This window comes from Pseudomonas sp. SC11, assembly GCF_047039205.1.
Classification (GTDB): domain Bacteria; phylum Pseudomonadota; class Gammaproteobacteria; order Pseudomonadales; family Pseudomonadaceae; genus Aquipseudomonas; species Aquipseudomonas boreofloridensis.
Window position 1 is genome coordinate 2,059,246 of sequence record NZ_CP178183.1, and the last position, 21,605, is coordinate 2,080,850.

Consider the following 21,605-nt stretch of genomic DNA (forward strand, 5'->3'; position numbering starts at 1 on the left):
TCACTCCACATAGCGCACCCACAGGTGCGAACGTCCCTCGATACCGGCGCGCAGCGCGTCCAGTCGTACCTCGTGCTGTTCAGCCGGAACGTTGTACAGCGCGCACAGGTCTGCCGCAACGCGCGCTGCTTGCGCTGCATCAGGCGCTTCGGCCCGTGTGAAGCCCAAGTACGAGGCACCGACCCCCATCAGGGTATAACCGTGGGTCTGTTGCAGGTGCCGGGCCAGCGCGCAGTTCTGCGCAGGGTCCAGGTCGCTTTCGAAGTAGCCATTGGGGAACGCGGCCAGGGCCTGCCAAGGCTGCTCGACTGGCGCCGCCAGCGCGAGCATTGGCTGATCGATCAGCATCAGCGGTTTGGCTTGATAGGCCAGCCAATGCTCCAGCGCGGCGTCATCCAGGGTCAGGCCATGGGCACAAAGGGCCTCGAACGAGAGGGCATCCGCCTGGCGCAGAAGAATGCGCAGGCAAGGGGCGAACTCTGCCTTGGTGGTGGTGTAACCCAGGTACTGGCCGTTCTCGAAGCACTCGGGCGGCAATTGCCCCAGATCCGCCTCGCTCACGGCGTCGAGATTCGAAGACAGCCGTGCATGGCCGCTGGTGTAGAGCGCTTGGGGCAAGTCATCCAGCGAAAACAGCACCGTGCAGCCTGAGTGACGGGCAGCGATCTCGCGGCCTGCTGTCGACAGTTCGTCCATGCGCGTCAGGCCGTCGAGGCGGTAGGCATCGCACGTGCGCGAAGACGGGTTGTGGGCGCTGTCGTTGCCAAGAAACTGAATGATCATTGCGCCTGCTCCGCGGGGTGTTCATGGTTCTGTCTGAATCCGTGCCGGTAAGGAACCGGCTGCGCCATTGAACGAAACCACGGCTCGCCTGGCAACGGCACTGGCCAGGGCGCACAACAGATTGTTCAGCAATCACAAGCGCCAGTGCCGCCTGTCACTGAAGCCTGTGGGCGGCGCACTAGCGGGTGGCGTTCAGCGTGCGCTCGATGAGTTTGATCACTGTGTCGCGCTGCTTGGCGGCGAGAAAGTAGGCGGGCAGGTTGGCGATGTCGCCGTAGACACCGCGCCGAGGTCGATCGGTGGCACGCACGTATTCGACGATTCGCCGGGCATGGTCTCGGTCCCAGGCCCAGAGCAGCCTGCCGCGAACCGACCATTGCCACCAGGCGTCCTGGGGCCAGTTCAGCAAGTGAACGAAAGGCGCCTGGCACGTCTGGCATTCGACCACGCCACGGGTGAGGGGCACGTAACCCTGCCCGTGGCTCGAACCATGCAGCAGGTGCTGGCTGGAACTGCCGGCAGGCGCCTGCCATGGCAGCAACTGCGGGTAGCGCTCCACCACGTACCAGCCGCCCCAGCGACGTGCCGGTTGATCGGTTGGCAGAACGGTGGTGAATTCGAAGGGTTCGATGAACAGGGCCTGCCCCTGGCAATGGGGGCAGGTCGCTTCCAGGCGATCGCGATGACTCATGGGTAACCTTGATGAACTCGACAGCGCCGGGCCGAGGCTAGCAGCGGTCCGAACGAGCTGCAACGCTGTGCTCGGACCGCAGCGCCGTCGAACTCACAGCACGAACACATTCACCTGCCGCTCCAGTCCTTGGGCCAGACGCTGCAGCGCGCCCGCCGTTTCGCTGGTCTGCTCCACCGCCTGGCTATTGTGTTGCGACATCTGGGCGATGCGCTCGACGTTACGCGCCACATCCTGGCTGGCGGCGGTCTGTTCGCGCAGGGCCAGGGAGATCTGGTCGACCACACGGACCACGTCGGCGGAGGACTGGCGTATGGTGACGATCGCTTCGCCGGCCTGTTGCGCCAGGGCCACGCCGCCTTTGACCTGCTCCACCCCCACATCCATGCTGCTCACCGCATCGCGGGTGCCGAGCTGGATCTTCTTCACCATGTCGGTGATTTCCTGGGTGGAGTTGGCGGTGCGCTGCGCCAGCAAGCGCACTTCATCGGCGACCACCGCGAAGCCGCGGCCCTGCTCACCGGCCCGTGCCGCTTCGATGGCCGCATTCAGCGCCAGTAGATTGGTCTGCTCGGCGATGCTCTTGATCACCCCGACGATGCTGGAGATCTGTTCGGCGTGCTGGTCCAGTTCGCCGATCTGGCCGGCCGAGGCCTGCACCGTGTCGGCGATCAGGCGCATGCTCTGCAGGGTCTCCTGAATCACGCTGCCGCCTTCGGTGGATTGCCGTCCCGACTCGCTGGACAGCGCGTGGGCATCGCCAGCGTTGTCGGCGACATGGTTGATGCTGACGGTGAGCTGCTCCACCGTGGCTGCCATGGACGACGCTGAATGCGACTGTTCCTGGGCCGAAGCCGACAACTGCAGCGAGGCGCTGGAGATGCTCTGCGAGGCGCTGACCAACTGCTCCGCGCCCTGACGGATCTCACCGATCATGCTGCGCAAGCGGGCCTGCATCGCGGACAGTGCCTGCAGCAGAGTGCCGATCTCGTCACGTCCGCTGCCGTCGATGGCGTTGTCCAGACGTCCTTCGGCGATGCGCTGGGCAACGTCAAGCGCCTGACCCAGGCGGCGACTGAGGTTGCCCGACAGCGACCAGGCGATGAGCATCGCCAGCACCACGGCGGCCAGGCCGCCGCCAATCAGGATCGCGACCGCATCGCGCTTGGCGTCGTTCATCGACGCGGTGCGCTGGTCTTGCAGGGCTTTCTCGCTGGCGCGCAGTTCGCCGATCACTTCGCGCATGGCGTCCATCTTCGCCCGACCACGGCCGGCGGCGATCTGCTCGGCCAGTGCGGAGAAGGGTTGAGCCCCTTGGTTGACCTGCTCGCGCAGGGACAGGCTGGATTGGATATCGTCCTGTAGCCATTGCCCATACAGCGCCTGCAGACGCTCCAGGCGCGCCTGCTGCTCGGGATTGTCGGCGGTCGCCGCCTTGATTTGATCGTGATAATCGGTGAAGCCTTTTTCGCCTGCATGCATGGGCGTCAGGAAGCTGTCCTGGCCGGTCAGGGCATAGCCGCGCATGCCGGTCTCGATGTCGATCAGGCTGCGCAGTACCGCGCCCGATTGGTTCAGTACCTCATAGCTGTGGATGTTGCGCTTGACGCTGCTGCTGACCTGATCGAAGCCACGCAGCGCGGCCAGTACCAGGACGAGGATGATCAGCAAGATCAGCGCGAAGCTGGCGTAGAGCTTTTTGCGAAGACTGAGGTTGGCAAACATCGAAGGAGGGCTCCCGAAAGCACGGACGGATCGCCTCGCCCCGCGCAATGCGGGTAGTGGCTGTTTGATACTCAAACGGCATCAGTGCTCCGACGAGACTTGTACAAGGAAAGTTCGCTGTACAAGTAAATATTCATCATTGATGTGTTTTGCCACGCGTTTGGAGAGGTTTGATGAGGTGAGCCCCTTCATTGCGTACGTTGCCCACTGCATGACCGACGGCATGCCAGCGAAACGCGGTATCGGGCTTGCCGCCGCTATGCACGATCTCCAGCGCCCGTTGCAGCGACGTGGCTGGATCGATCCATTCACGTGCCAGCGCTGCCGTCAGCACCACAGGTTTACGGCCATGAATATCCGCAAGCCGCCCATCGGCCGGCGCAGTAACAATGACGAAGCCTTCACGCACCTCGGCCAGGTCATGGCCTGGGGCTTCGGCCAGTGCGGCGAAGAACAGCGGCTCACCCTCGGCGGCCTTTACGTACCAGGGCTGCTTGCTCCGGGCATCGTGTACGGCCACCGACCATTCATACCAGCCGCTGGCCGGCGCCAAGGCCCGTCCGCCTGGCCACAGCCTGCTGAAAAATCGGCCATTGCCGAGGGTTTCGGCGCGGGCGTTGATCGGCACGGGGCCTCTGTCGCGAGCCCAACGTGGCACCCAGCCCCAGGGCAGGTCGTCCACCTGCACGCCGTCGGCCACCGGACGGATGATCGGCGCACGGCTGCGCGGGGCGACGTTGTAGCGATTGATTCGCTCGTCGTCGTAGCCATTGATCACCACCAGGTCCAATGACAACTGCTTGAGGTAGTGATCCATGGATTCATAGATCGAATAACGTCCGCACATGGGTGACCTCTACGTTTGTCGGCCTGCGATTGACCGACCTGCTGCTGGCTAGTTAACTGTATATGCATACAGTCTGCCCTGAGTTCGACACCATGACCATCACCTTCCTGGGTACGCCGACCGGCGGACCCGACCTGCATCCACGCTACGCCTTTCGGGTGCCCGCTGGCTTCCCATCGCCGGCAGACGACCACTTGGAGCGGCACATCTCGCTGGATCAGTTGTTCGACCTGCGCGCACCGCATGTCTATCTGGTGCAAGTGGAGGGCGACAGCATGCGCGGCGCGGGGATTTTTTCCGGCGATATCGTCATCGTCGACCGTGGCCGAGAGGCCGAGCATGGCGACATCGTCATTGCCGCGTTCAATACCGAGCCGGTGTGCAAGCGCCTGTTCCGTCGTGAAGGCGTGGTGATACTACAATCGGAAAATCCGGCTTACCCGCCTCGGCACGTGCTGGAAAGCGACGAGTTGGTGGTCTGGGGTGTGGTGCGTTACAGCGTGCGTGATCATGCGCAGTGATCAGGTGTTCGCGTTGATCGACTGCAACTGCTTCTATGCCAGTTGCGAACGTGTGTTCCGGCCTGACCTTGCGCGGGTGCCGATCGTGGTGCTGAGCAACAACGATGGTTGCGTGATCGCCCGGTCTTACGATGCCAAGCCCTTCGTGAGGATGGGCGAGCCGTATTTCCAGGCACGGGAAAAGCTGCGCCGCCACGGGGTCGTGGCGTTTTCCTCGAACTACGCGCTGTATGGCGACATGAGTGAGCGGGTCATGTCGTTGATCGAGTCACAGGTGCCGGCGGTGGAGGTCTACTCGATCGACGAATGCTTTGCCGACCTGAGCGGTGTCCCGGGTGATCTGACCACCTTCGGCCGGGCCGTGCGTTCGAAGGTGATGAAGGGCACGGCGATCCCGGTGGGCGTCGGTATCGCCCGGACCAAGACCCTGGCCAAGCTGGCCAATCATACGGCCAAGCGTCTGCTGGGGCAGACGGGCGGGGTGGTCGACATCACCGAGAACTTCAAGCGCGACTGGGTGCTGCGCAACACCGATGTCAGAGAGGTCTGGGGTATTGGCAAACGCATGGCCTTGCACCTGCAAGGCATGGGCATCCACACCGCGATGGACTTGGCCCGGGCCGACGCGCCGACCTTGCGCGACACGTTCAGCGTGATGATCGAGAAGACCGCTCGGGAGTTGCGCGGTATTTCGTGCCTGGCGCTGGAGGACGCCGAATCGCCCAAGCAGGAAATCTGCTGCAGTCGTATGTTCGGTACCCGCCAGACCGAACTCGAACCCATTCGCCAGGCGGTGGCCACCTACACCGGACGGGCAGCGGAAAAGCTGCGACGCCAGGGATCGTTGTGCCGGCAACTGCGGGTCAGCATTCGTACCGGCATGTTCAATACGGGCGAACGGCACCATGCTCAAGGGGCACTGGTGCAGTTGCCCTATGCCACTAACGACACCTTGCTGCTCACTCGCTCGGCGACCGAGGCGTTGCAACGGATCTACCGCGAGGGCTACCGCTACAGCAAGGCCGAAGTCCTGCTGCTGGACCTGTGTCGGCCGGGTGAGGTCACCGACGATCTGTTCACGCTGGCGCAGCCTGAGGCAGATGGCCGTCTGATGGGCGTGGTGGATGCGATCAATGGACGATTCGGCCGAGGCACCCTGAGGACGGCCAGCGTGCCCCTGGCGCCTGAATGGGCGATGCGCAGAGACTTGATGAGCCCGTCGTATACGACACGTCTGGATCAGCTGTGGAAGGTCTATGCGCGCTGAGGCGAGCATCGAAGGTGGCTTGAGAAACGATTATGGCGAAGCGTGTATGTAAATATTTGCAACTAAGAAGTATTTACATATAGCATCTCGCCGCTTTTGCACTCACCTGTCATTTATCGTCTCGTCTGGAACCCCCATCGATGCGTCGCATGATCGTCTCGCTGTGCCTGCTCAACGCCGCTGCGCCCCTGGCGCTGGCTGCCGAACTCCCGGCTGCCACCGGTAACGTCGAACTCGACGCCGTCAACATCAACGCCGACGCTGGCGACTACGAGCGCGCTGATGGTCCGGTACAGGGCTACCGAGCCAGCCGCTCGGCCTCGGCCACGCGGACCGACACCTCGCTGCACGAAACGCCGCAGTCGATCAGCGTAGTGCCCAAGGATGTGCTGGACGATATTGGCGCCACGCGCCTGCAGGATGCACTGGACTACGCGGGCGGCGTAGGCCGGGCCAACAATTTCGGTGGTCAGGGCCTGACGACGTTCACCGTGCGCGGCTTCACCACCGGCGAGTTCTATCGCAACGGCTTCCCGATCAACCGCGGCTACCCCAACGCCCCGGACGCCAACACCATCGAGCGCCTGGAGGTGATTCGCGGGCCGAACACCGCGCTGTACGGCCGCGGTGACCCAGGCGGCACCTTCAACGTGGTGAGCAAGCAGCCGCTGGCCGAGCGCAAGATCACCCTCGGCAGCCAGTTCGATGATCAGGGCATGCACCGTGCCACGCTGGATGCCAGCGGCCCGCTGAACCAGGACGGGTCGCTGGCCTACCGCCTGAACCTGCTGGGCGAGGGCGGCGACAGTTTCCGCGACGATGTGCGTGGCGAACGCTATGACGTGGCGCCGGTGCTCAGCTGGCAGGTCAACGACAGTACCAAGATCACCTTCGAAGGTGACTTCATGCGCAACAACCATCCGCTGGACCGTGGCCTGCCGCGCTACCCGACCCAGACCGGCAGCCTGTCGCGCGACACCTACCTGTGGGAGAAGGGTAGCGACAACCTGCTGCACAACGACAACAACATGGCCCAGGTGCGCTTCGAGCATCAGCTCAACGACAGCTGGACCCTGGGCGGCGGTTTCCAGTTCCTCGACGGCTCGCTCGAGGGCAACGCCGTGGAGGCCAACGGCGCCCCAGCCGACGGCCGCACGCTGCAGCGCAACTTCAACTACCGCAAGCTGGAGTGGACCGACCGCGACTGGCAGCTCAACCTCACCGGTCACTTCGACACGGGTAGCTTCAGTCACACCTTGCTGACTGGCATCGAGTACGAGAACTACGACTACAACTCGATCATTCAGCGCTCGTCGGCGGCTTATCCGGTCGATATCTACAACCCTGTTCTCGGCCAGCCGCGTCCCGCGCTGACTCGCGTCACCACCTGGGATAAAGAGAACCTGCAGACCTGGGCCGCCTTCATCCAGGATCAAGTGACCCTGACCGAACGCCTCAAGGCCCTGGCCGCTGTGCGTTTCGAGCGCTTCGAGCACGACTACGACAACAAGCTGAACAACGCCGGCGACTTCACCAAGGCCGAAAACAGCGTCACCCCACGCTTCGGCCTGATGTACGACCTGACCGACACCGTAGCCGTCTACGCCAACACCGCGCGCTCGTTCAAGCCCAACACCGGCACACCGGCCGGTGGCGGTGGCTTCGATCCAGAGAAGGGCAAGTCCTATGAAGTGGGCGTCAAATGGGAGGCCCTGGAGCGCCAACTGAGCGTGGACGCGGCGCTGTATCACATCGTCAAGGAAAACGTGCTGACCCTGGACCCGGCCAACCCCGCCAACAACCTGGCCGCCGGCGAAGTCCGCAGCCGTGGCCTGGACCTGAACGTGACCGGCAACATCACCCCGGCATGGAAAGTCATCGGTGGCTACGCCTATGTCGATGCCGAGGTCACCAAGGACAACCGCCTGGCCACCGGCACGCGTCTGGCCAACATTCCGCGCAACAGCTTCAGCCTGATCAACACCTATGAGTTCCAGGACGGCTTCGCCAAGGGGCTGGGGCTGGGCTTCGGGGTGAAATACGTGGACGATCGCAAGGGCCAGACCGAGAACGTCACGTACACCATGGACCGCTACAGCGTGGTCGACCTGCTCAGCTACTACAAGGTCAACGAGCACGTGCGCCTGAACCTGGACGTGAAGAACCTGTTCAACAAAGGCTATGACGAAGCCGCGTGGAACAACTACGTCTATCCTGGTGCACCGCGTACGGTGCAGGCGGGCGTCGCCTACACCTTCTGAGGCGTTGTGGCATTGGCGTGTCGAGGGAAAAGCAGTATCGTGGCGCGCCCCAGAGATCACCGCAGCGCCAGGGAGTCTCGATGCTGCTTTGTCCCTCCACTGTTCGCCGAACCCTGCCATGGGTTGGCTGAAACGTCTGCTCGGTTTCCAGGCGCCACGCCGGGAGACCGGGAACGTTGCGCTCGCGCAGCTGCCGTTCGGCCTGGCCAGCGGCGCCACGCTGACCCTCGATCCTGCCCTGGGCCCACGGCTGTCCGGTCACGCCCATCTGTTGCTGCCCCCAGGGCCACAGCCGGTGTGGGCGGTGGGCGAAGTGCCGCTCGACGCGTCGACGCGTCTGGCGCGCTTCTACCTGGACGACGAGGACTACTGGCTGCAAGTGGTGATGAACGGCCCGCGTGCGTCGCAGGCCGGCGACATCGTGCTGTTCGGTTACCACAGCGTGCAGCCGATCGCCGACGATGAGGCGTTCAAGCGCCTGGCGGGTGCCTCATCGACCGTCGGCCTTGCACACGTGGTGCATGACGGCGAGATCTTCGCTCGCCAATGGGGCACCGATCCCGGCCAGGCCCGACTGGTGCCCTTGACCGAACGGGTCAGCAACCCGGAGGCCCGCTACCTGGTGCGTCACCTGTCGATGCTCTACGCGCGCGATACGGGCCTGCCCGAGCGCCGGGAATTTCTGCTGTTTTCAGTGGAGGAGGATGCGGCGGGCAGCGTCTGCCTCAGCACTTCACTGGGCATTACCCTGTACCCCACGGACTTTCACGTCACCTGACAAGGAACTCGCATGCTCGAAGCCCTGCGCCACTCGATCAACGCCCAGGCGTTCATTGCCTTCACCCTGTACATCGGCTTGGCCCTGGTGCTGTTCTGGCTGTTCCAGTTCATCTACACGCGCCTGACCCCTCACCGCGAGTTCGCCCTGATCCGCGACAACAACAGCGCCGCCGCCGTCGCCCTGGGCGGCGCGCTGATCGGCTTTTCGCTACCGGCCAGCAACATCATCACCTACAGCATCGGCCTGCTCGATGTGGTGATCTGGGTGGTGATCGGCGCCGTGGTGCAACTGCTGGCCTTCTCCATCGCCAGTTGGGTGCTCAAGGGCCTGGCCGCGCGCATCGCCAAAGGCGAAATGGCTGCCGCGATCTACGCCGCCGCCGTGGCCATCAGCGTCGGCCTGCTCAACTCGGCGTGCATGACCCCGTCGGTCTGAGCCAGGAGGAACCGGACATGAAACGCAGTTCTCTCAAGCTGGTGCTGGCCGGCTCGTTGCCGCTGACCCTGACCGCCTGCGGATGGGGCGAGGACACCTACGAGGTCAGTCAGCGTGTCGACTACGCGGACGTCGAGGCGTGCGTCGCCGACAACGTACCGCGTCGCGACTGCGAACAGGCCTCTCAACAGGCCCGGCTCGAACAGCAGAAAAATGGCCCGAGGTATGCCAGCAAAGCCGAGTGCGAGGCCGTGTACAGCCCCGGCGGCTGCGAAACATACGACCTGACCCATTACCAGCCGCAGTTGGACGGCTTCGCCTTGCAGACCACCGGCGAAGTCAGCCAGGCGCAGCTCGATGCCGCCAACAACGACCCGAGCTTGCACGCCCAGACCAGCGGCCTGGGTCCTGCGGCCACGGGGGTGATCGCCGGCATGCTGCTGAGCAAGGTCGTCGCGCCGGACAGCCGCCGTTACAGCGCACAGCCCCTGTATCGCTATGGCACCGGGCCTGACGATTTTCGTCGCGACGTGGTGCGGCAACGCAAGGACGAGGCGCAGGCAGCCAGCAGCGGATATTCGGGCGGCGGTGGCTACAGCGGTGGCGGTGGCTCTACCGCCAGAAACGATTACTACACGTCCTCCAGCCGTCGCCAGGTGGCGTCTTCGGTGATCACCCGCAGCGGCTTCGGCAGCGCGGCGCTGGCCCGCGGTGGTTGGGGCGGCAAGTCGTTCAGCTTTTTCGGCGGCTGAGCATGCGCCGCATCGCCCTGGCCGAACGTCCAGACTGGCGCGCCACCGCCGAGCGCGAGGGGTTCGCCTTTCATACCTTCGACGGTGAGCGCTACTGGGACGAGCGCGCCTACTATCGGTTCAGCGAAGCGCAGGTTGTGCGCGACCTGCAGGCGCCGACTCAAGCATTGCACGCGTTGTGCCTGGACGCCGTGGCGCGGATCGTCGACAGCGAAGCGCTGCTGACGCGCCTGGCGATCCCGCCGGCGTACTTCGATCTGGTGCGCCAGTCATGGCGTTCGCGTGATCCGCACCTGTACGGCCGCTTCGATTTCAGTTACGACGGCCGTGCGCCGGCCAAGTTGATCGAAGCCAACTACGACACGCCCACCTCGCTGTACGAGGCGGCCGCGTTTCAGTTGATCTGGCTGGAAGAGCAGATCCAGCGCGGGGTGCTGGCGCCGCACGCCACTCAGTTCAACCGCATCGCCGAAGACTTGGTGCAGGCGTTCTCGACCTTCGACCGCCAGGGCATCTTCCATTTCTCGACCATCGCCGGATCCGTGGAAGACCGCGGCACCACCGATTTTCTGCGGCGCATGGCCGAACATGCGGGCATCGCCACGCGGCACATCGATCTGCAGGACATCGGCCTGGACGCGCGTGGGCGTTTCGTCGATCTGCGTGGCGAGCCGATCGCGCGCCTGTTCAAGCTGCATGCCTGGGAGCACATCTTCCATGAGCCTTTCGGTCCGGCGATCCAGGCCAGTGGCACGCAGTTCGTGGAGCCGGCGTGGAAGTCGCTGCTGTCCAACAAGGGCCTGCTGCCGCTGTTGTGGGAGTGGCATCCGGGGCACCCGAACCTGCTGCCAGCCTATCTGGACCCAGACCCTCTGCAACCAGTACCCAAGGGCTGGGTGCGCAAGCCGTACTTCTCCCGCGAAGGGGCGAACGTCGATATCCGCACCGATGACGATCAGCGGGTGTTCGAGGACGGTCCGTACGATGACGCGCCCTACATTCTCCAGCGCTTTGCGCCGCTGCCCAGGTTCGGCGACAGCTACACGCTGATCGGCTCATGGGTCATCGGTGACCGGGCGTCCGGCATCGGGATCCGCGAGGACGATACCTTGATCACCAAGGACAGTTCGCGTTTCGTGCCCCACGTGGTGCTGGACTGAGCGCTACCTCGACAGTTTGACTATCTGATACCCGCATGTCGGAACCCGAATGTCGGATACCCGCATGTCGCTTTCAAGACGTGCTCCGTCGTTTGCGCGCAACCTGTTCGCCTTATCGGTGCCATGCTTATCAGGATGTCCGCAGACCAGGTGCGCACAGACGCACCGGCACGGACGAGGAGGGCGGCCGTGATCCTGTGACCGTGACAGGCCCGGCACGCCACAGCAGAACACCGCCGGACGTCCGTCTGCATGGAGCGACGACGCCGGGTTGCCGAGGTCCGCTGCATGCCTGATGAGACGCTTGACCTGCCCTTGATTCACCGCGTACTGGACAGCCACAAGGAGGTGCCGGGCGCGTTGCTGCCGATCCTCCATGCCATCCAGCACGGTTTGGGCTACGTGCCCGACGCCGCCGTTCCCGAGATCGCCCACGCCTTGAACCTCAGTCTGGCCGAGGTGCGTGGGGTGATCAGCTTCTACCACGATTTCCGCACCTCGCCGCCGGCGCGCCACACCTTGCGCCTGTGCCGCGCCGAGTCGTGCCAGAGCCGGGGCGCCGAGGCCCTGGCCGCACAGTTGCGCGAGCAGCTCGGTCTGGACGATCACGGCACCAGCGCCGATGGCGCGCTTAGCCTGCGCCCGGTGTACTGCCTGGGTGCCTGCGCCTGTTCACCGGCGCTGGAGCTGGACGGTCAGGTGCACGCCCGACTCACCCCTGAGCGCCTGCGGGCGCTGGTCCAGGGCTGCATGACGGAGGCAGGCGCATGATCACCTTGCACCTTCCCTGTGATTCGCTGGCCCGCGCCGTGGGCGCCGACCAGGTGGCCGAGGCCCTGGAGAGCGAAGCGGCACGCCGGCAACTGCCGCTGCAGATCCGCCGCACCAGTTCGCGTGGCTTGTACTGGCTGGAGCCGCTGCTGGAGGTGGACAGCCCGCAAGGCCGCCTGGGCTTCGGAACGGTAGGTGCCGAGGACGTGCCTGGCCTGCTGGACGCGTTGACCGGCGACGCCACCCATGCGCTGGCGCTCGGCCCGGTCGAGCAGATCCCTTACCTGAAGACCCAGCAACGCCTGCTGTTCGCCCGCGCCGGCATCACCCGGCCGTTGTCGCTGGACGACTACACGGCCCATGGCGGTTTCGAGGGCCTGCGCCAAGCGGCGTTGCTGGACGGTGACGCGGTGGTCGCCGCCGTGCTCGACTCGGGGCTGCGGGGGCGGGGCGGGGCGGCGTTTCCGGCCGGCATCAAGTGGCGCACCGTGCGCCAGGCGCCGGCGGCGCAGAAATACATCGTCTGCAACGCCGACGAGGGCGACTCGGGCACCTTCGCCGACCGCATGCTGATGGAAGGCGACCCCTTCCTGCTGATCGAAGGCATGATCATCGCGGGCCTGGCCGTCGGTGCCAGCAAGGGCTATATCTACGTGCGCTCGGAGTACCCGGATGCCATCGCTGCGCTCAACGAGGCCGTGATCCTGGCCCGCGAGGCGGGGTACCTGGACGTCAACGGCAGCGGCGTGGCCTTCGAGCTGGAGGTACGGGTCGGTGCTGGTGCCTATATCTGCGGTGAAGAGACCGCACTGCTGGAGTCGATCGAGGGCAAGCGTGGCATCGTTCGCGCCAAGCCGCCGTTGCCGGCACTGGAGGGCTTGTTCGGCCAGCCAACGTTGGTGCATAACGTGCTCACCCTGGCTTCGGTGCCGATCATCCTGGCCAAGGGCGCGGCGTTCTACCGCGACTTTGGCATGGGCCGTTCGCTGGGTACCTTGCCCTTCCAACTGGCCGGCAACGTCCGTCATGGCGGTTTGGTGGAGCGCGCATTCGGCCTGACCCTGCGCGAGCTGGTCGAGGGCTATGGCGGCGGCACCGCCAGCGGCCGACCGTTGAAAGCCGCGCAGATCGGTGGGCCGCTGGGCGCCTGGGTGCCGCCGTCGCAGTTCGATACGCCGCTGGACTACGAGGCCTTCGCTGCCATGGGGGCGATGATCGGCCACGGCGGCGTGGTGGTAGCCGACGACACCCTGAACATGGCCAGCATGGCGCGTTTCGCCCTGCAGTTCTGCGCCGAGGAATCCTGCGGCAAGTGCACCCCCTGCCGGATTGGTTCGACCCGCGGCATGGAAGTGGTCGACCGGTTGATCGCCAGCAGCGATTCGGCTGCCCGTGAGGACCAGGCGCATCTGCTGCGTGACCTGTGCGACACCCTGCAATACGGCTCGCTGTGCGCCATGGGCGGCATGACCGCCTATCCCGTCGCCAGCGCCCTCAAGCATTTTCCTGCCGATTTCGGTCTGGCCAGCCCGGAGGCCGCGCAATGATCAACTACTTCGACCCCGCCAACAGCGACATGGACCTGGGCACGCCTGCCCGTGACAGCGAGGTGCAGGTCAGCCTGAACATCGACGGCCGTGCCATCAGCGTGCCGGCCGGTACGTCGGTGATGCGCGCGGCGGCGCTGTTGGGCACCAGCATTCCCAAACTGTGCGCCACCGATACCCTGGAAGCCTTCGGCTCGTGCCGCATGTGCATGGTCGAGATCGACGGCATGCGCGGCTACCCGGCTTCGTGCACCACGCCGGTCAGCGACGGCATGGTGGTGCGCACCCAGACCCCGCGCCTGGCCGACCTGCGGCGCAATGTCATGGAGCTGTACATCTCCGATCACCCGCTGGACTGCCTGACCTGTTCGGCCAACGGCAACTGCGAGCTGCAGACCGTCGCCGGCCAGGTAGGCCTGCGCGAGGTGCGTTATGGCTATGAGGGCGCCAATCACCTGACCGAGGCAAAGGACGTTTCCAACCCTTACTTCGACTACGAGCCGAGCAAGTGCATCGTCTGCAGCCGCTGCGTGCGCGCCTGTGAAGACATTCAAGGCACCTTCGCGCTGACCATCAGCGGCCGTGGCTTCGAATCGCGGGTGGCGGCGGCCGGTGGCGACAACTTCCTGTCTTCGGAGTGCGTGTCGTGCGGTGCCTGCGTCCAGGCCTGCCCGACCGCGACGCTGACCGAAAAGAGCCTGGTGCAGATCGGTCAGCCGGAGCGCGCGGTGATCACCACCTGCGCGTATTGCGGCGTCGGCTGCTCATTCCGGGCGGAAATGAAGGGCGATCAGTTGGTGCGCATGGTGCCGGACAAGAATGGCGGCGCCAACCACGGCCACGCCTGCGTCAAGGGTCGTTTCGCCTGGGGCTACGCCACCCATCCGGACCGTATCACCCAGCCAATGATTCGCAAGCGCCTGGAAGATCCCTGGCAGGAAGTCAGCTGGGAGGAAGCGCTGAGCTACGCGGCCAGCGAGTTCCGGCGCATCCAGCTCAAGTATGGGCGCGATTCGATTGGCGGCATCACCTCCAGCCGTTGCACCAACGAGGAAGCGTACTTGGTGCAGAAACTGGTGCGTGCTGCCTTCGGCAACAACAACGTCGACACCTGCGCTCGGGTCTGCCATTCGCCGACCGGCTATGGCCTGAAGCAGACCCTGGGCGAGTCGGCCGGTACCCAAAGCTTCGATTCGGTGATGCAAGCGGACGTGATCCTGGTGATCGGTGCCAACCCTACCGATGCGCACCCGGTGTTCGGCTCCCAGCTCAAGCGTCGGCTGCGCCAGGGCGCCAAGTTGATCGTCATTGATCCACGCCGCATCGACTTGGTCGATTCGCCCCATGCCCGCGCCGAGTTGCACCTGCAACTGCGTCCAGGCACCAACGTGGCCATGCTCAACGCCCTGGCCCACACCTTGGTCAGCGAAGGCCTGCTCGATCAGGCGTTCATCGAGGCGCGCTGCGAAGGCGCGGACTTCGCTCGCTGGCGCGAATTCGTCGGCTTGCCGGAGAACGCGCCCGAAGTGCTGGGCCCGGTCTGCGGTGTGCCCGCCGAGCAGATCCGTGCGGCGGCCCGGTTGTACGCCGAAGCCGGTAACGCGGCGATCTACTACGGCCTTGGGGTCACCGAGCACAGCCAGGGCAGCACCGCCGTGATGGGTATCGCCAACCTGGCTATGGCCACCGGCAACATCGGCCGCGAAGGCGTCGGGGTCAACCCGCTGCGCGGCCAGAACAACGTGCAAGGCTCCTGCGACATGGGCTCGTTCCCCCACGAGCTGCCGGGCTATCGGCACATCTCCAACGAGACCGTGCGCGCCGAGTTCGAGCAGGCCTGGGGCGTGACCCTGCAGCCCGATCCGGGCCTGCGCATCCCCAACATGTTCGAAGCCGCGCTCGATGGCAGCTTCAAGGCACTGTACTGCCAGGGCGAGGACATCGCCCAGAGCGACCCGAACACCCAGCACGTCACTGCCGCCCTGATGGCCATGGAGTGCGTGGTGGTGCAGGATATCTTCCTCAACGAAACCGCCAAGTTTGCCCACGTATTCCTGCCGGGCAGTTCGTTCCTGGAAAAGGACGGCACCTTCACCAACGCCGAGCGCCGCATCTCGCGGGTGCGCAAAGTGATGGAGCCGATGGCCGGCAAGGCCGACTGGGAAGCCACTGTGGCCCTGGCCAACGCCTTGGGTTATCGCATGGACTACCGTCATCCTTCCGAGATCATGGATGAAATCGCCCGTCTGACGCCCAGCTTCCATGGCGTCAGCTACGCCGAGATCGAGCGCCGCGGCAGCCTGCAGTGGCCCTGCAACGACGCGGCGCCCGAGGGTACGGCGACCATGCACATCGATCAGTTCGTGCGTGGCAAGGGCCGCTTCATGCTTACCGGCTACGTACCGACCGACGAAAAGGTCAACGCGCGCTATCCGCTGTTGCTGACCACCGGCCGTATTCTCAGCCAGTACAACGTCGGGGCGCAGACTCGGCGTACCCACAACGTCGCCTGGCATGACGAGGACCGCCTGGAAATTCACGCCAGCGATGCGGAAAGCCGTGGCATCAGTGACGGCGACTGGGTGGGCGTGGGCAGCCGTGCCGGCCAGAGTGTCCTGCGCGCTCGGGTGAGTGCGCGGGTCGCACCGGGGGTGGTCTACACCACCTTCCACTTCCCCGAGTCCGGCGCCAACGTGATCACCACCGACAACTCCGACTGGGCGACCAACTGTCCGGAGTACAAGGTCACTGCGGTCGAGGTGGTGCGCGTGTTCCAGCCGTCGGAGTGGCAGAAGCGCTACCAGCATTTCAGTGACGAACAACAGCGCCTGCTCAAGGAGCGGCGTCAGGCCGAGGGGCAGGAGAAAGCCGAGGTGCGTCGATGAGCAATGACAGCCTGGTCAAGATGGCCAACCAGATCGCCCACTACTTCGACAGTGAGCCGGATCGCACCTTGGCCGTGCAGGGGGTGAGGCAGCACCTGCAGAGCTTCTGGACCCCGGCGATGCGTCGCCAGTTGAGTGAGTGGATCGAGGCCCATGCGGGGGAGGGGCTGGATTCGAAAGTGCGCGAAGCGTTGAGCTAGTCGGTACAGAGCCGCCCTGATCGCTGACAGGGCGGCTCCCCTCGAACATGAAACCTCCGTCATCTTCCCTCGGCGCGCCCGGTGCTAGGCTCGGGTAAATTCTCGCCGCGGACTTTTCCTATGGACATGAACTGGCACCAGGCCCTGCAACAGAGCCTGAGCTGGCTGGCATTCGCCTTTTCGATCACTGTCGTCGCGTTCATCGGCGCCGCTGTGCTGGCGGTGCGTTTTACCCGCTGGGGCCAGCAGTTCTGGCAATTGGCGGGTGCTTACTTCAATTTCAGGCGCAGTTGGCGGCCATTGTCGATGTTCGCGCTGTTGCTGTTGCTGACGCTGTTTGCGGTGCGCATGAACGTGCTGTTCTCGTTCTGGTACAACGGCTTCTACGACGCTTTGCAGAGCCTGGATCAGAGCGCCTTCTGGTACTTGCTGGGCGTATTCGCCGTGCTGGCGAGCATTCATGTGGCACGCGCGCTGTTCAGCTACTACGTCACGCAATCGTTCAACATCCACTGGCGCGTCTGGCTGACCGAACGCCTGACGGCCGACTGGATGCAGGGGGATGCCTACTATCGTGGGCAGTTCCTCGAGCAATCCGTGGATAACCCGGACCAGCGTATCGAGCTGGACATCAGTGCCTTCGTATCCGGCTCGGTGTCGCTGGCGCTGGGGGCGGTCGGCGCGCTGGTATCACTGGTGGCGTTCACCAGCATTCTCTGGGGGCTGTCGGCACCGCTTGCGGTCGCGGGTGTCGAGGTGCCGCGGGCGATGGTGTTCGCGGTCTACCTCTATGTGCTGATTGCCACCTGGATCGCCTTCCGTCTTGGCCAGCCATTGATCCGGCTGAACTTTCTCAACGAGAAACTCACGGCGAACTTTCGTTATGCACTGATGCGCCTGCGTGAAAACGCCGAGAACGTGGCCTTTTATCAAGGTGCCCAGGTCGAGCGCGGGACCCTGCTGGGTCGCTTCTTCGCACTCATCGGCAATGTCTGGGCCTTGGTCTGGCGGACGCTGAAGTTCAATGGTTTCAACCTCGGCGTCGGGCAAGTGGCGGTGGTGTTTCCGTTCATCCTCCAGGCCCCACGTTTCTTCAGTGGGGCCATCAAGCTCGGCGATGTGATGCAGACCGCGCAGGCGTTCGGACAGGTACAGGATTCGCTGTCGTTCTTCCGTGAGTCCTACGATACCTTTGCCAGCTACCGCGCCACCCTGGACCGTCTCACCGGCTTCGTCGATGCCAACCGCCAGGCCGTAGCGTTGCCGCAACTCACGACTCGCGAGTTGTCGCGTGCGTTGGCCATCGAAGGGTTGCAGGTGTGTCGCCCTGATGGGCAGCGCTTGATCGCCGACCTTGACCTGCACCTGCAGGCTGGACAGGCGCTGCTGATCAAGGGCCCATCGGGCAGTGGCAAGACCACGCTGCTGCGAGCGCTGGCTGGCCTCTGGCCCTATGCCGAAGGTCAGGTCGGACGGCCGCTTGGGCACTTGGCACTGTTCTTGTCGCAGCGACCGTATCTGCCGCTCGGCGATCTGCGCGCTGCCATCGCCTATCCAGCGCCCTCGAGCCCGGAGCAGGACGCGAAAATGCAGCAGGTGCTGCGTCATGTGAGCCTGGCGCATCTGGCCGAGCGGCTGGAGGAAAGCCGAGAGTGGTCGCGCATTCTGTCGATCGGTGAGCAGCAACGTCTGGCCTTCGCGCGGGTGTTGTTCAATCAGCCGCACGTGGTGTTTCTCGATGAGTCCACCTCGGCGATGGACGAGGGGCTCGAACATGCGCTGTACTCGATGCTGCGTCGCGAGATGCCGGAAACACTGCTGGTCAGCGTCGGTCACCGCAGTACCTTGGCGAGCTTTCACAGCCACCGTCTGGAGCTGGATGGGCGGGGTGGTTGGGCGATGGTCGAGCAGGAGGCGGTCGTACTGTCCTGAATGTCGGTCTGTTGCGCAGGACTTTTCAGCGCTCCAAGCAAAAGCCCCCAGACATCGCTGTCTGGGGGCTTTTGCTTGGAGGCGAATTTACATGTTGGGGTAGTTCGGCCCGCCAGCACCTTCGGGGGTGACCCAGGTGATGTTCTGTGACGGATCCTTGATGTCGCAAGTCTTGCAGTGCACGCAGTTCTGCGCGTTGATCTGGAAGCGCTTGCTGCCGTCTTCCTGGGTGACCACCTCGTACACGCCTGCCGGGCAATAGCGCTGGGCGGGCTCGTCGTACAGTGGCAGGTTGGTGGCGATCGGCACATTTGGATCGGTCAGTTTCAGGTGGCAGGGTTGTTCCTCTTCATGGTTGGTGCTGGAGAGGAAGACCGAGCTGAGTTTGTCGAAGCTGAGTTTGCCGTCGGGTTTCGGATAGTCGATCCGGGTGGAGTCGGCCGCAAGTTTCATGCAAGCGTAGTCCGGCTTGGTATCGCGCAAGGTGAAAGGCAGCTTGCCAGCGAACCAGTTCTGATCGACGTAGTTGAACGCCGCGCCGAACAGCGGGCCGAACTTGTGCATGGCCGGGCCGAAGTTACGGCTGGCGTACAGTTCCTCATACAGCCAGCTGGCCTTGAACGTCTCGACATAGCGATCGAGGGTGTCGCCGCCTTCGCGACCGGCCAGCAGGGCTTCGGCCACCGCGTCGGCGGCGAGCATGCCGGACTTCATCGCGGTGTGGCTGCCTTTGATCTTGGCGAAGTTCAGCGTGCCCAGGTCGCAGCCGATCAGCGCGCCGCCGTTGAACACCATCTTGGGCAGCGAGTTCAGGCCGCCTTTGCAGATGGCGCGCGCGCCGTAGCTGATGCGTTTGCCGCCTTCGAGGTATTGGCTGATCACTGGATGGTGTTTCAGGCGCTGGAATTCGTCGAACGGCGACAGGTAGGGGTTGGCGTAGGAGAGGTCGACGATCAGGCCGACCACTACCTGGTTGTTCTCCAGGTGATAGAGGAAAGAGCCGCCGGTGTTTTCGGCGCTGACCACGTCCAGCGGCCAGCCGGCGGTGTGCACCACCAGCCCCTGCTCGTGCTTGCTCGGGTCGATCTCCCAGATTTCCTTGATGCCGATGCCGTAGTGCTGCACATCGGCTTCGCTGTCCAGGTTGAAACGCTTGATCAGTTGCTTGCCGATGTGTCCGCGGCAGCCCTCGGCGAACAGGGTGTATTTGGCGCGCAGTTCCATGCCCGGCGTGTACAGGCCTTCCTTGGGGTTGCCCTCACGGTCCACGCCCAGATCGCCCGTGACGATGCCGCGCACCACACCGGCGTCGTCGAACAGCGCTTCCTGGGCGGCGAAGCCTGGATAGATTTCCACGCCGAGGTTTTCGGCCTGTTGCGCCAGCCAGCGGCACAGGTTGCCCAGCGAGATGATGTAGTTGCCCTGGTTGTGCATGGTCTTGGGCACGAACAGGTCGGGCACCTTGACCGAGCTGCCCGCGTCTTTGAGCACATAGATGTCGTCGCGTTTGACTTCGGTGTTCAGCGGCGCGCCGAGGGCTTTCCAGTCGGGGAACAACTCATTCAGCGCACGGGGCTCGAACACCGCGCCAGAGAGGATGTGGGCGCCCACTTCGGAGCCTTTCTCGACCACGCAGACGCTGATCTCGTTACCGGCTTCGGCGGCCTTCTGCTTCAGGCGGCAGGCGGCGGACAGGCCCGCCGGACCTGCGCCGACGATGACCACGTCGAATTCCATGTATTCGCGTTCCACAGGTTCTCTCCTACTCAAGGCTCGTCGCGTTTGCTTTGTCTTATGGGTGTCTCGAATGCCCGCTCACGGTGGGGGCAGCGGTAGCCGTGCCAGAGGCGGACTACACCGTATTGTCTTGGCCGCGCATTATATCTACACCACTTGGCGGGTCCAATACAAACGTTTGTTTGAATATGCCGCAGCCCAGTAAAATCACAGGTGTACGGCTGGAGGCTGGCCGATTTGCCGTATTGACCCGATTGGGTGTTACGGTCAAGATACGAGCGGTTTTACGCTCGCCGTAGGCTGATCGTCGGGCGCAGGTGCACCTCTAAAAGCCAGGCGTGGAGCAGGGTTTTCCGGCCAAAACCCGTCGTGTAGTGAAGTCTACACGGCACGACAGGAAATGACCCGAGGGTTTTGCCTTCCGGGTCGCCACGAGACTCGGTGGTCACGGCAAATTTCCTCGCCCCCGGAACGTTTTCAGAGGTGTCCTTGTACCCACGCGCATTCGCCGGGCACGCCCCAGGCGACATTCTTTTCACCGGAGAGTAACGAGGAATCCATGAAGGTTCTTGTAGCTGTCAAACGAGTGGTCGACTACAACGTCAAGGTTCGCGTCAAAGCGGACAACTCCGGCGTCGACCTTGCAAACGTCAAGATGTCCATGAACCCCTTCTGCGAAATCGCCGTTGAAGAAGCCGTGCGCCTTAAAGAGAAGGGCGTAGCGACCGAGATCGTCGCCGTCGCCGTCGGCCCGACCGCCGCCCAGGAGCAACTGCGTACTGCCCTGGCCCTGGGCGCTGATCGCGCCATCCTGGTCGAGACCGGCGAAGAGCTCAACTCTCTGGCCGTGGCCAAGGCGCTCAAGGCCATCGTCGACAAGGAACAGCCGCAACTGGTCATCCTTGGCAAACAGGCAATCGACAGCGACAACAATCAGACCGGTCAGATGCTCGCTGCGCTGACGGGCTACGCCCAGGGCACCTTCGCCTCCAAGGTCGAAGTGGCTGGCGACAAGCTCAACGTCACCCGCGAGATCGATGGCGGCCTGCAGACCGTCGCGCTGGCGCTGCCGGCGATCGTCACCACCGACCTGCGTCTGAATGAGCCACGCTACGCGTCGCTGCCCAATATCATGAAGGCCAAGAAGAAGCCGCTGGAGACCGTCACGCCGGACGCGCTGGGCGTGTCCACTGCCTCCACCACCAAGACCATCAAGGTCGAAGCCCCGGCTGCCCGCAGTGCAGGCGTCAAGGTCAAGTCGGTGGCCGAACTGGTCGAGAAGCTGAAGAACGAAGCGAAGGTAATCTGAA

Annotated in this window: 18 protein-coding genes and 1 pseudogene; 13 read left to right on the forward strand and 6 right to left on the reverse strand. The window is 64.0% G+C overall.

All coding sequences use genetic code 11. The annotated features are described in order from the left end of the window. The 5 genes and pseudogenes from ACK2SD_RS09520 to ACK2SD_RS09540 all read right to left on the reverse strand — a co-directional run bounded on the left by ACK2SD_RS09520 (position 1) and on the right by ACK2SD_RS09540 (position 4,046). Entirely contained in the window at positions 1 to 783 is a 783-nt protein-coding gene (locus ACK2SD_RS09520; protein ID WP_412461971.1) for a DUF4253 domain-containing protein, read from the reverse strand. Positions 784 to 961: 178 nt separating this feature from the next. Beyond that, on the reverse strand, positions 962 to 1,474 hold the full coding sequence (locus ACK2SD_RS09525; RefSeq protein ID WP_412461972.1) for a hypothetical protein: 513 nt from the start codon (positions 1,472 to 1,474) through the stop codon (positions 962 to 964). Between the two features lie 93 nt (positions 1,475 to 1,567). Further along, positions 1,568 to 2,431 carry a methyl-accepting chemotaxis protein gene (locus ACK2SD_RS09530; protein ID WP_375063270.1) on the reverse strand — a complete coding sequence of 288 codons (864 nt, stop codon included), beginning with the start codon at positions 2,429 to 2,431 and terminating at the stop codon, positions 1,568 to 1,570. A gap of 42 nt (positions 2,432 to 2,473) precedes the next feature. After that, a pseudogene (locus tag ACK2SD_RS09535) lies at positions 2,474 to 3,199 on the reverse strand (CHASE3 domain-containing protein); the annotation flags it as partial. Between the two features lie 136 nt (positions 3,200 to 3,335). Beyond that, a complete protein-coding gene (locus ACK2SD_RS09540; protein ID WP_412461973.1) occupies positions 3,336 to 4,046 on the reverse strand; it encodes an SOS response-associated peptidase in 711 nt (236 codons plus the stop codon). Positions 4,047 to 4,138: 92 nt separating this feature from the next. On the opposite strand from ACK2SD_RS09540, the gene ACK2SD_RS09545 reads away from it, so the two are divergent. The 12 genes from ACK2SD_RS09545 to ACK2SD_RS09600 all read left to right on the forward strand — a co-directional run bounded on the left by ACK2SD_RS09545 (position 4,139) and on the right by ACK2SD_RS09600 (position 18,558). Next, the gene (locus ACK2SD_RS09545) at positions 4,139 to 4,567 is read left to right on the forward strand and encodes a S24 family peptidase (RefSeq protein WP_317872412.1); all 429 of its coding nucleotides are present in this window, start codon (positions 4,139 to 4,141) and stop codon (positions 4,565 to 4,567) included. Further along, positions 4,557 to 5,834, forward strand: coding sequence for a Y-family DNA polymerase (locus ACK2SD_RS09550; protein ID WP_412461974.1), 1,278 nt, complete (start codon positions 4,557 to 4,559; stop codon positions 5,832 to 5,834). Before ACK2SD_RS09545 ends, ACK2SD_RS09550 begins: the two co-directional genes overlap by 11 nt. A gap of 140 nt (positions 5,835 to 5,974) precedes the next feature. Then, on the forward strand, positions 5,975 to 8,095 hold the full coding sequence (locus ACK2SD_RS09555; RefSeq protein ID WP_412461975.1) for a TonB-dependent siderophore receptor: 2,121 nt from the start codon (positions 5,975 to 5,977) through the stop codon (positions 8,093 to 8,095). A gap of 118 nt (positions 8,096 to 8,213) precedes the next feature. Further along, the gene (locus ACK2SD_RS09560) at positions 8,214 to 8,873 is read left to right on the forward strand and encodes a DUF2491 family protein (protein WP_412461976.1); all 660 of its coding nucleotides are present in this window, start codon (positions 8,214 to 8,216) and stop codon (positions 8,871 to 8,873) included. A gap of 12 nt (positions 8,874 to 8,885) precedes the next feature. Beyond that, positions 8,886 to 9,311, forward strand: a complete 426-nt coding sequence (locus tag ACK2SD_RS09565; protein WP_029612047.1) for a DUF350 domain-containing protein — start codon at positions 8,886 to 8,888, stop codon at positions 9,309 to 9,311. A gap of 17 nt (positions 9,312 to 9,328) precedes the next feature. After that, positions 9,329 to 10,063 (forward strand): DUF1190 domain-containing protein, encoded by a 735-nt coding sequence (locus ACK2SD_RS09570; protein WP_412461977.1) that lies wholly within the window; start codon positions 9,329 to 9,331, stop codon positions 10,061 to 10,063. Between the two features lie 2 nt (positions 10,064 to 10,065). Beyond that, the gene (locus ACK2SD_RS09575) at positions 10,066 to 11,223 is read left to right on the forward strand and encodes a glutathionylspermidine synthase family protein (RefSeq protein ID WP_412461978.1); all 1,158 of its coding nucleotides are present in this window, start codon (positions 10,066 to 10,068) and stop codon (positions 11,221 to 11,223) included. A gap of 288 nt (positions 11,224 to 11,511) precedes the next feature. After that, complete coding sequence (locus tag ACK2SD_RS09580) at positions 11,512 to 11,994, forward strand: formate dehydrogenase subunit gamma (protein WP_039578702.1); 483 nt, start codon at positions 11,512 to 11,514, stop codon at positions 11,992 to 11,994. Beyond that, positions 11,991 to 13,541: a formate dehydrogenase beta subunit gene (locus tag ACK2SD_RS09585; protein ID WP_412461979.1), complete on the forward strand. Its 1,551-nt coding sequence runs from the start codon at positions 11,991 to 11,993 to the stop codon at positions 13,539 to 13,541. Before ACK2SD_RS09580 ends, ACK2SD_RS09585 begins: the two co-directional genes overlap by 4 nt. Further along, a complete protein-coding gene (gene fdhF, locus ACK2SD_RS09590) occupies positions 13,538 to 16,426 on the forward strand; it encodes a formate dehydrogenase subunit alpha (RefSeq protein WP_317872419.1) in 2,889 nt (962 codons plus the stop codon). Before ACK2SD_RS09585 ends, fdhF begins: the two co-directional genes overlap by 4 nt. After that, complete coding sequence (locus tag ACK2SD_RS09595; RefSeq protein WP_029612051.1) at positions 16,423 to 16,626, forward strand: formate dehydrogenase subunit delta; 204 nt, start codon at positions 16,423 to 16,425, stop codon at positions 16,624 to 16,626. The genes fdhF and ACK2SD_RS09595 overlap by 4 nt, the downstream gene beginning before the upstream one ends. A 120-nt stretch (positions 16,627 to 16,746) precedes the next feature. Then, positions 16,747 to 18,558 carry an ABC transporter ATP-binding protein/permease gene (locus ACK2SD_RS09600; RefSeq protein WP_317872420.1) on the forward strand — a complete coding sequence of 604 codons (1,812 nt, stop codon included), beginning with the start codon at positions 16,747 to 16,749 and terminating at the stop codon, positions 18,556 to 18,558. 87 nt (positions 18,559 to 18,645) lie between these two features. On the opposite strand, the gene ACK2SD_RS09605 is transcribed toward ACK2SD_RS09600, so the two are convergent. Beyond that, entirely contained in the window at positions 18,646 to 20,310 is a 1,665-nt protein-coding gene (locus ACK2SD_RS09605; protein WP_412461980.1) for an electron transfer flavoprotein-ubiquinone oxidoreductase, read from the reverse strand. A gap of 544 nt (positions 20,311 to 20,854) precedes the next feature. Between ACK2SD_RS09605 and ACK2SD_RS09610 the strand changes: the two genes are divergently transcribed. Then, positions 20,855 to 21,604, forward strand: a complete 750-nt coding sequence (locus tag ACK2SD_RS09610; protein ID WP_116888555.1) for an electron transfer flavoprotein subunit beta/FixA family protein — start codon at positions 20,855 to 20,857, stop codon at positions 21,602 to 21,604. Position 21,605 lies beyond the last annotated feature (1 nt).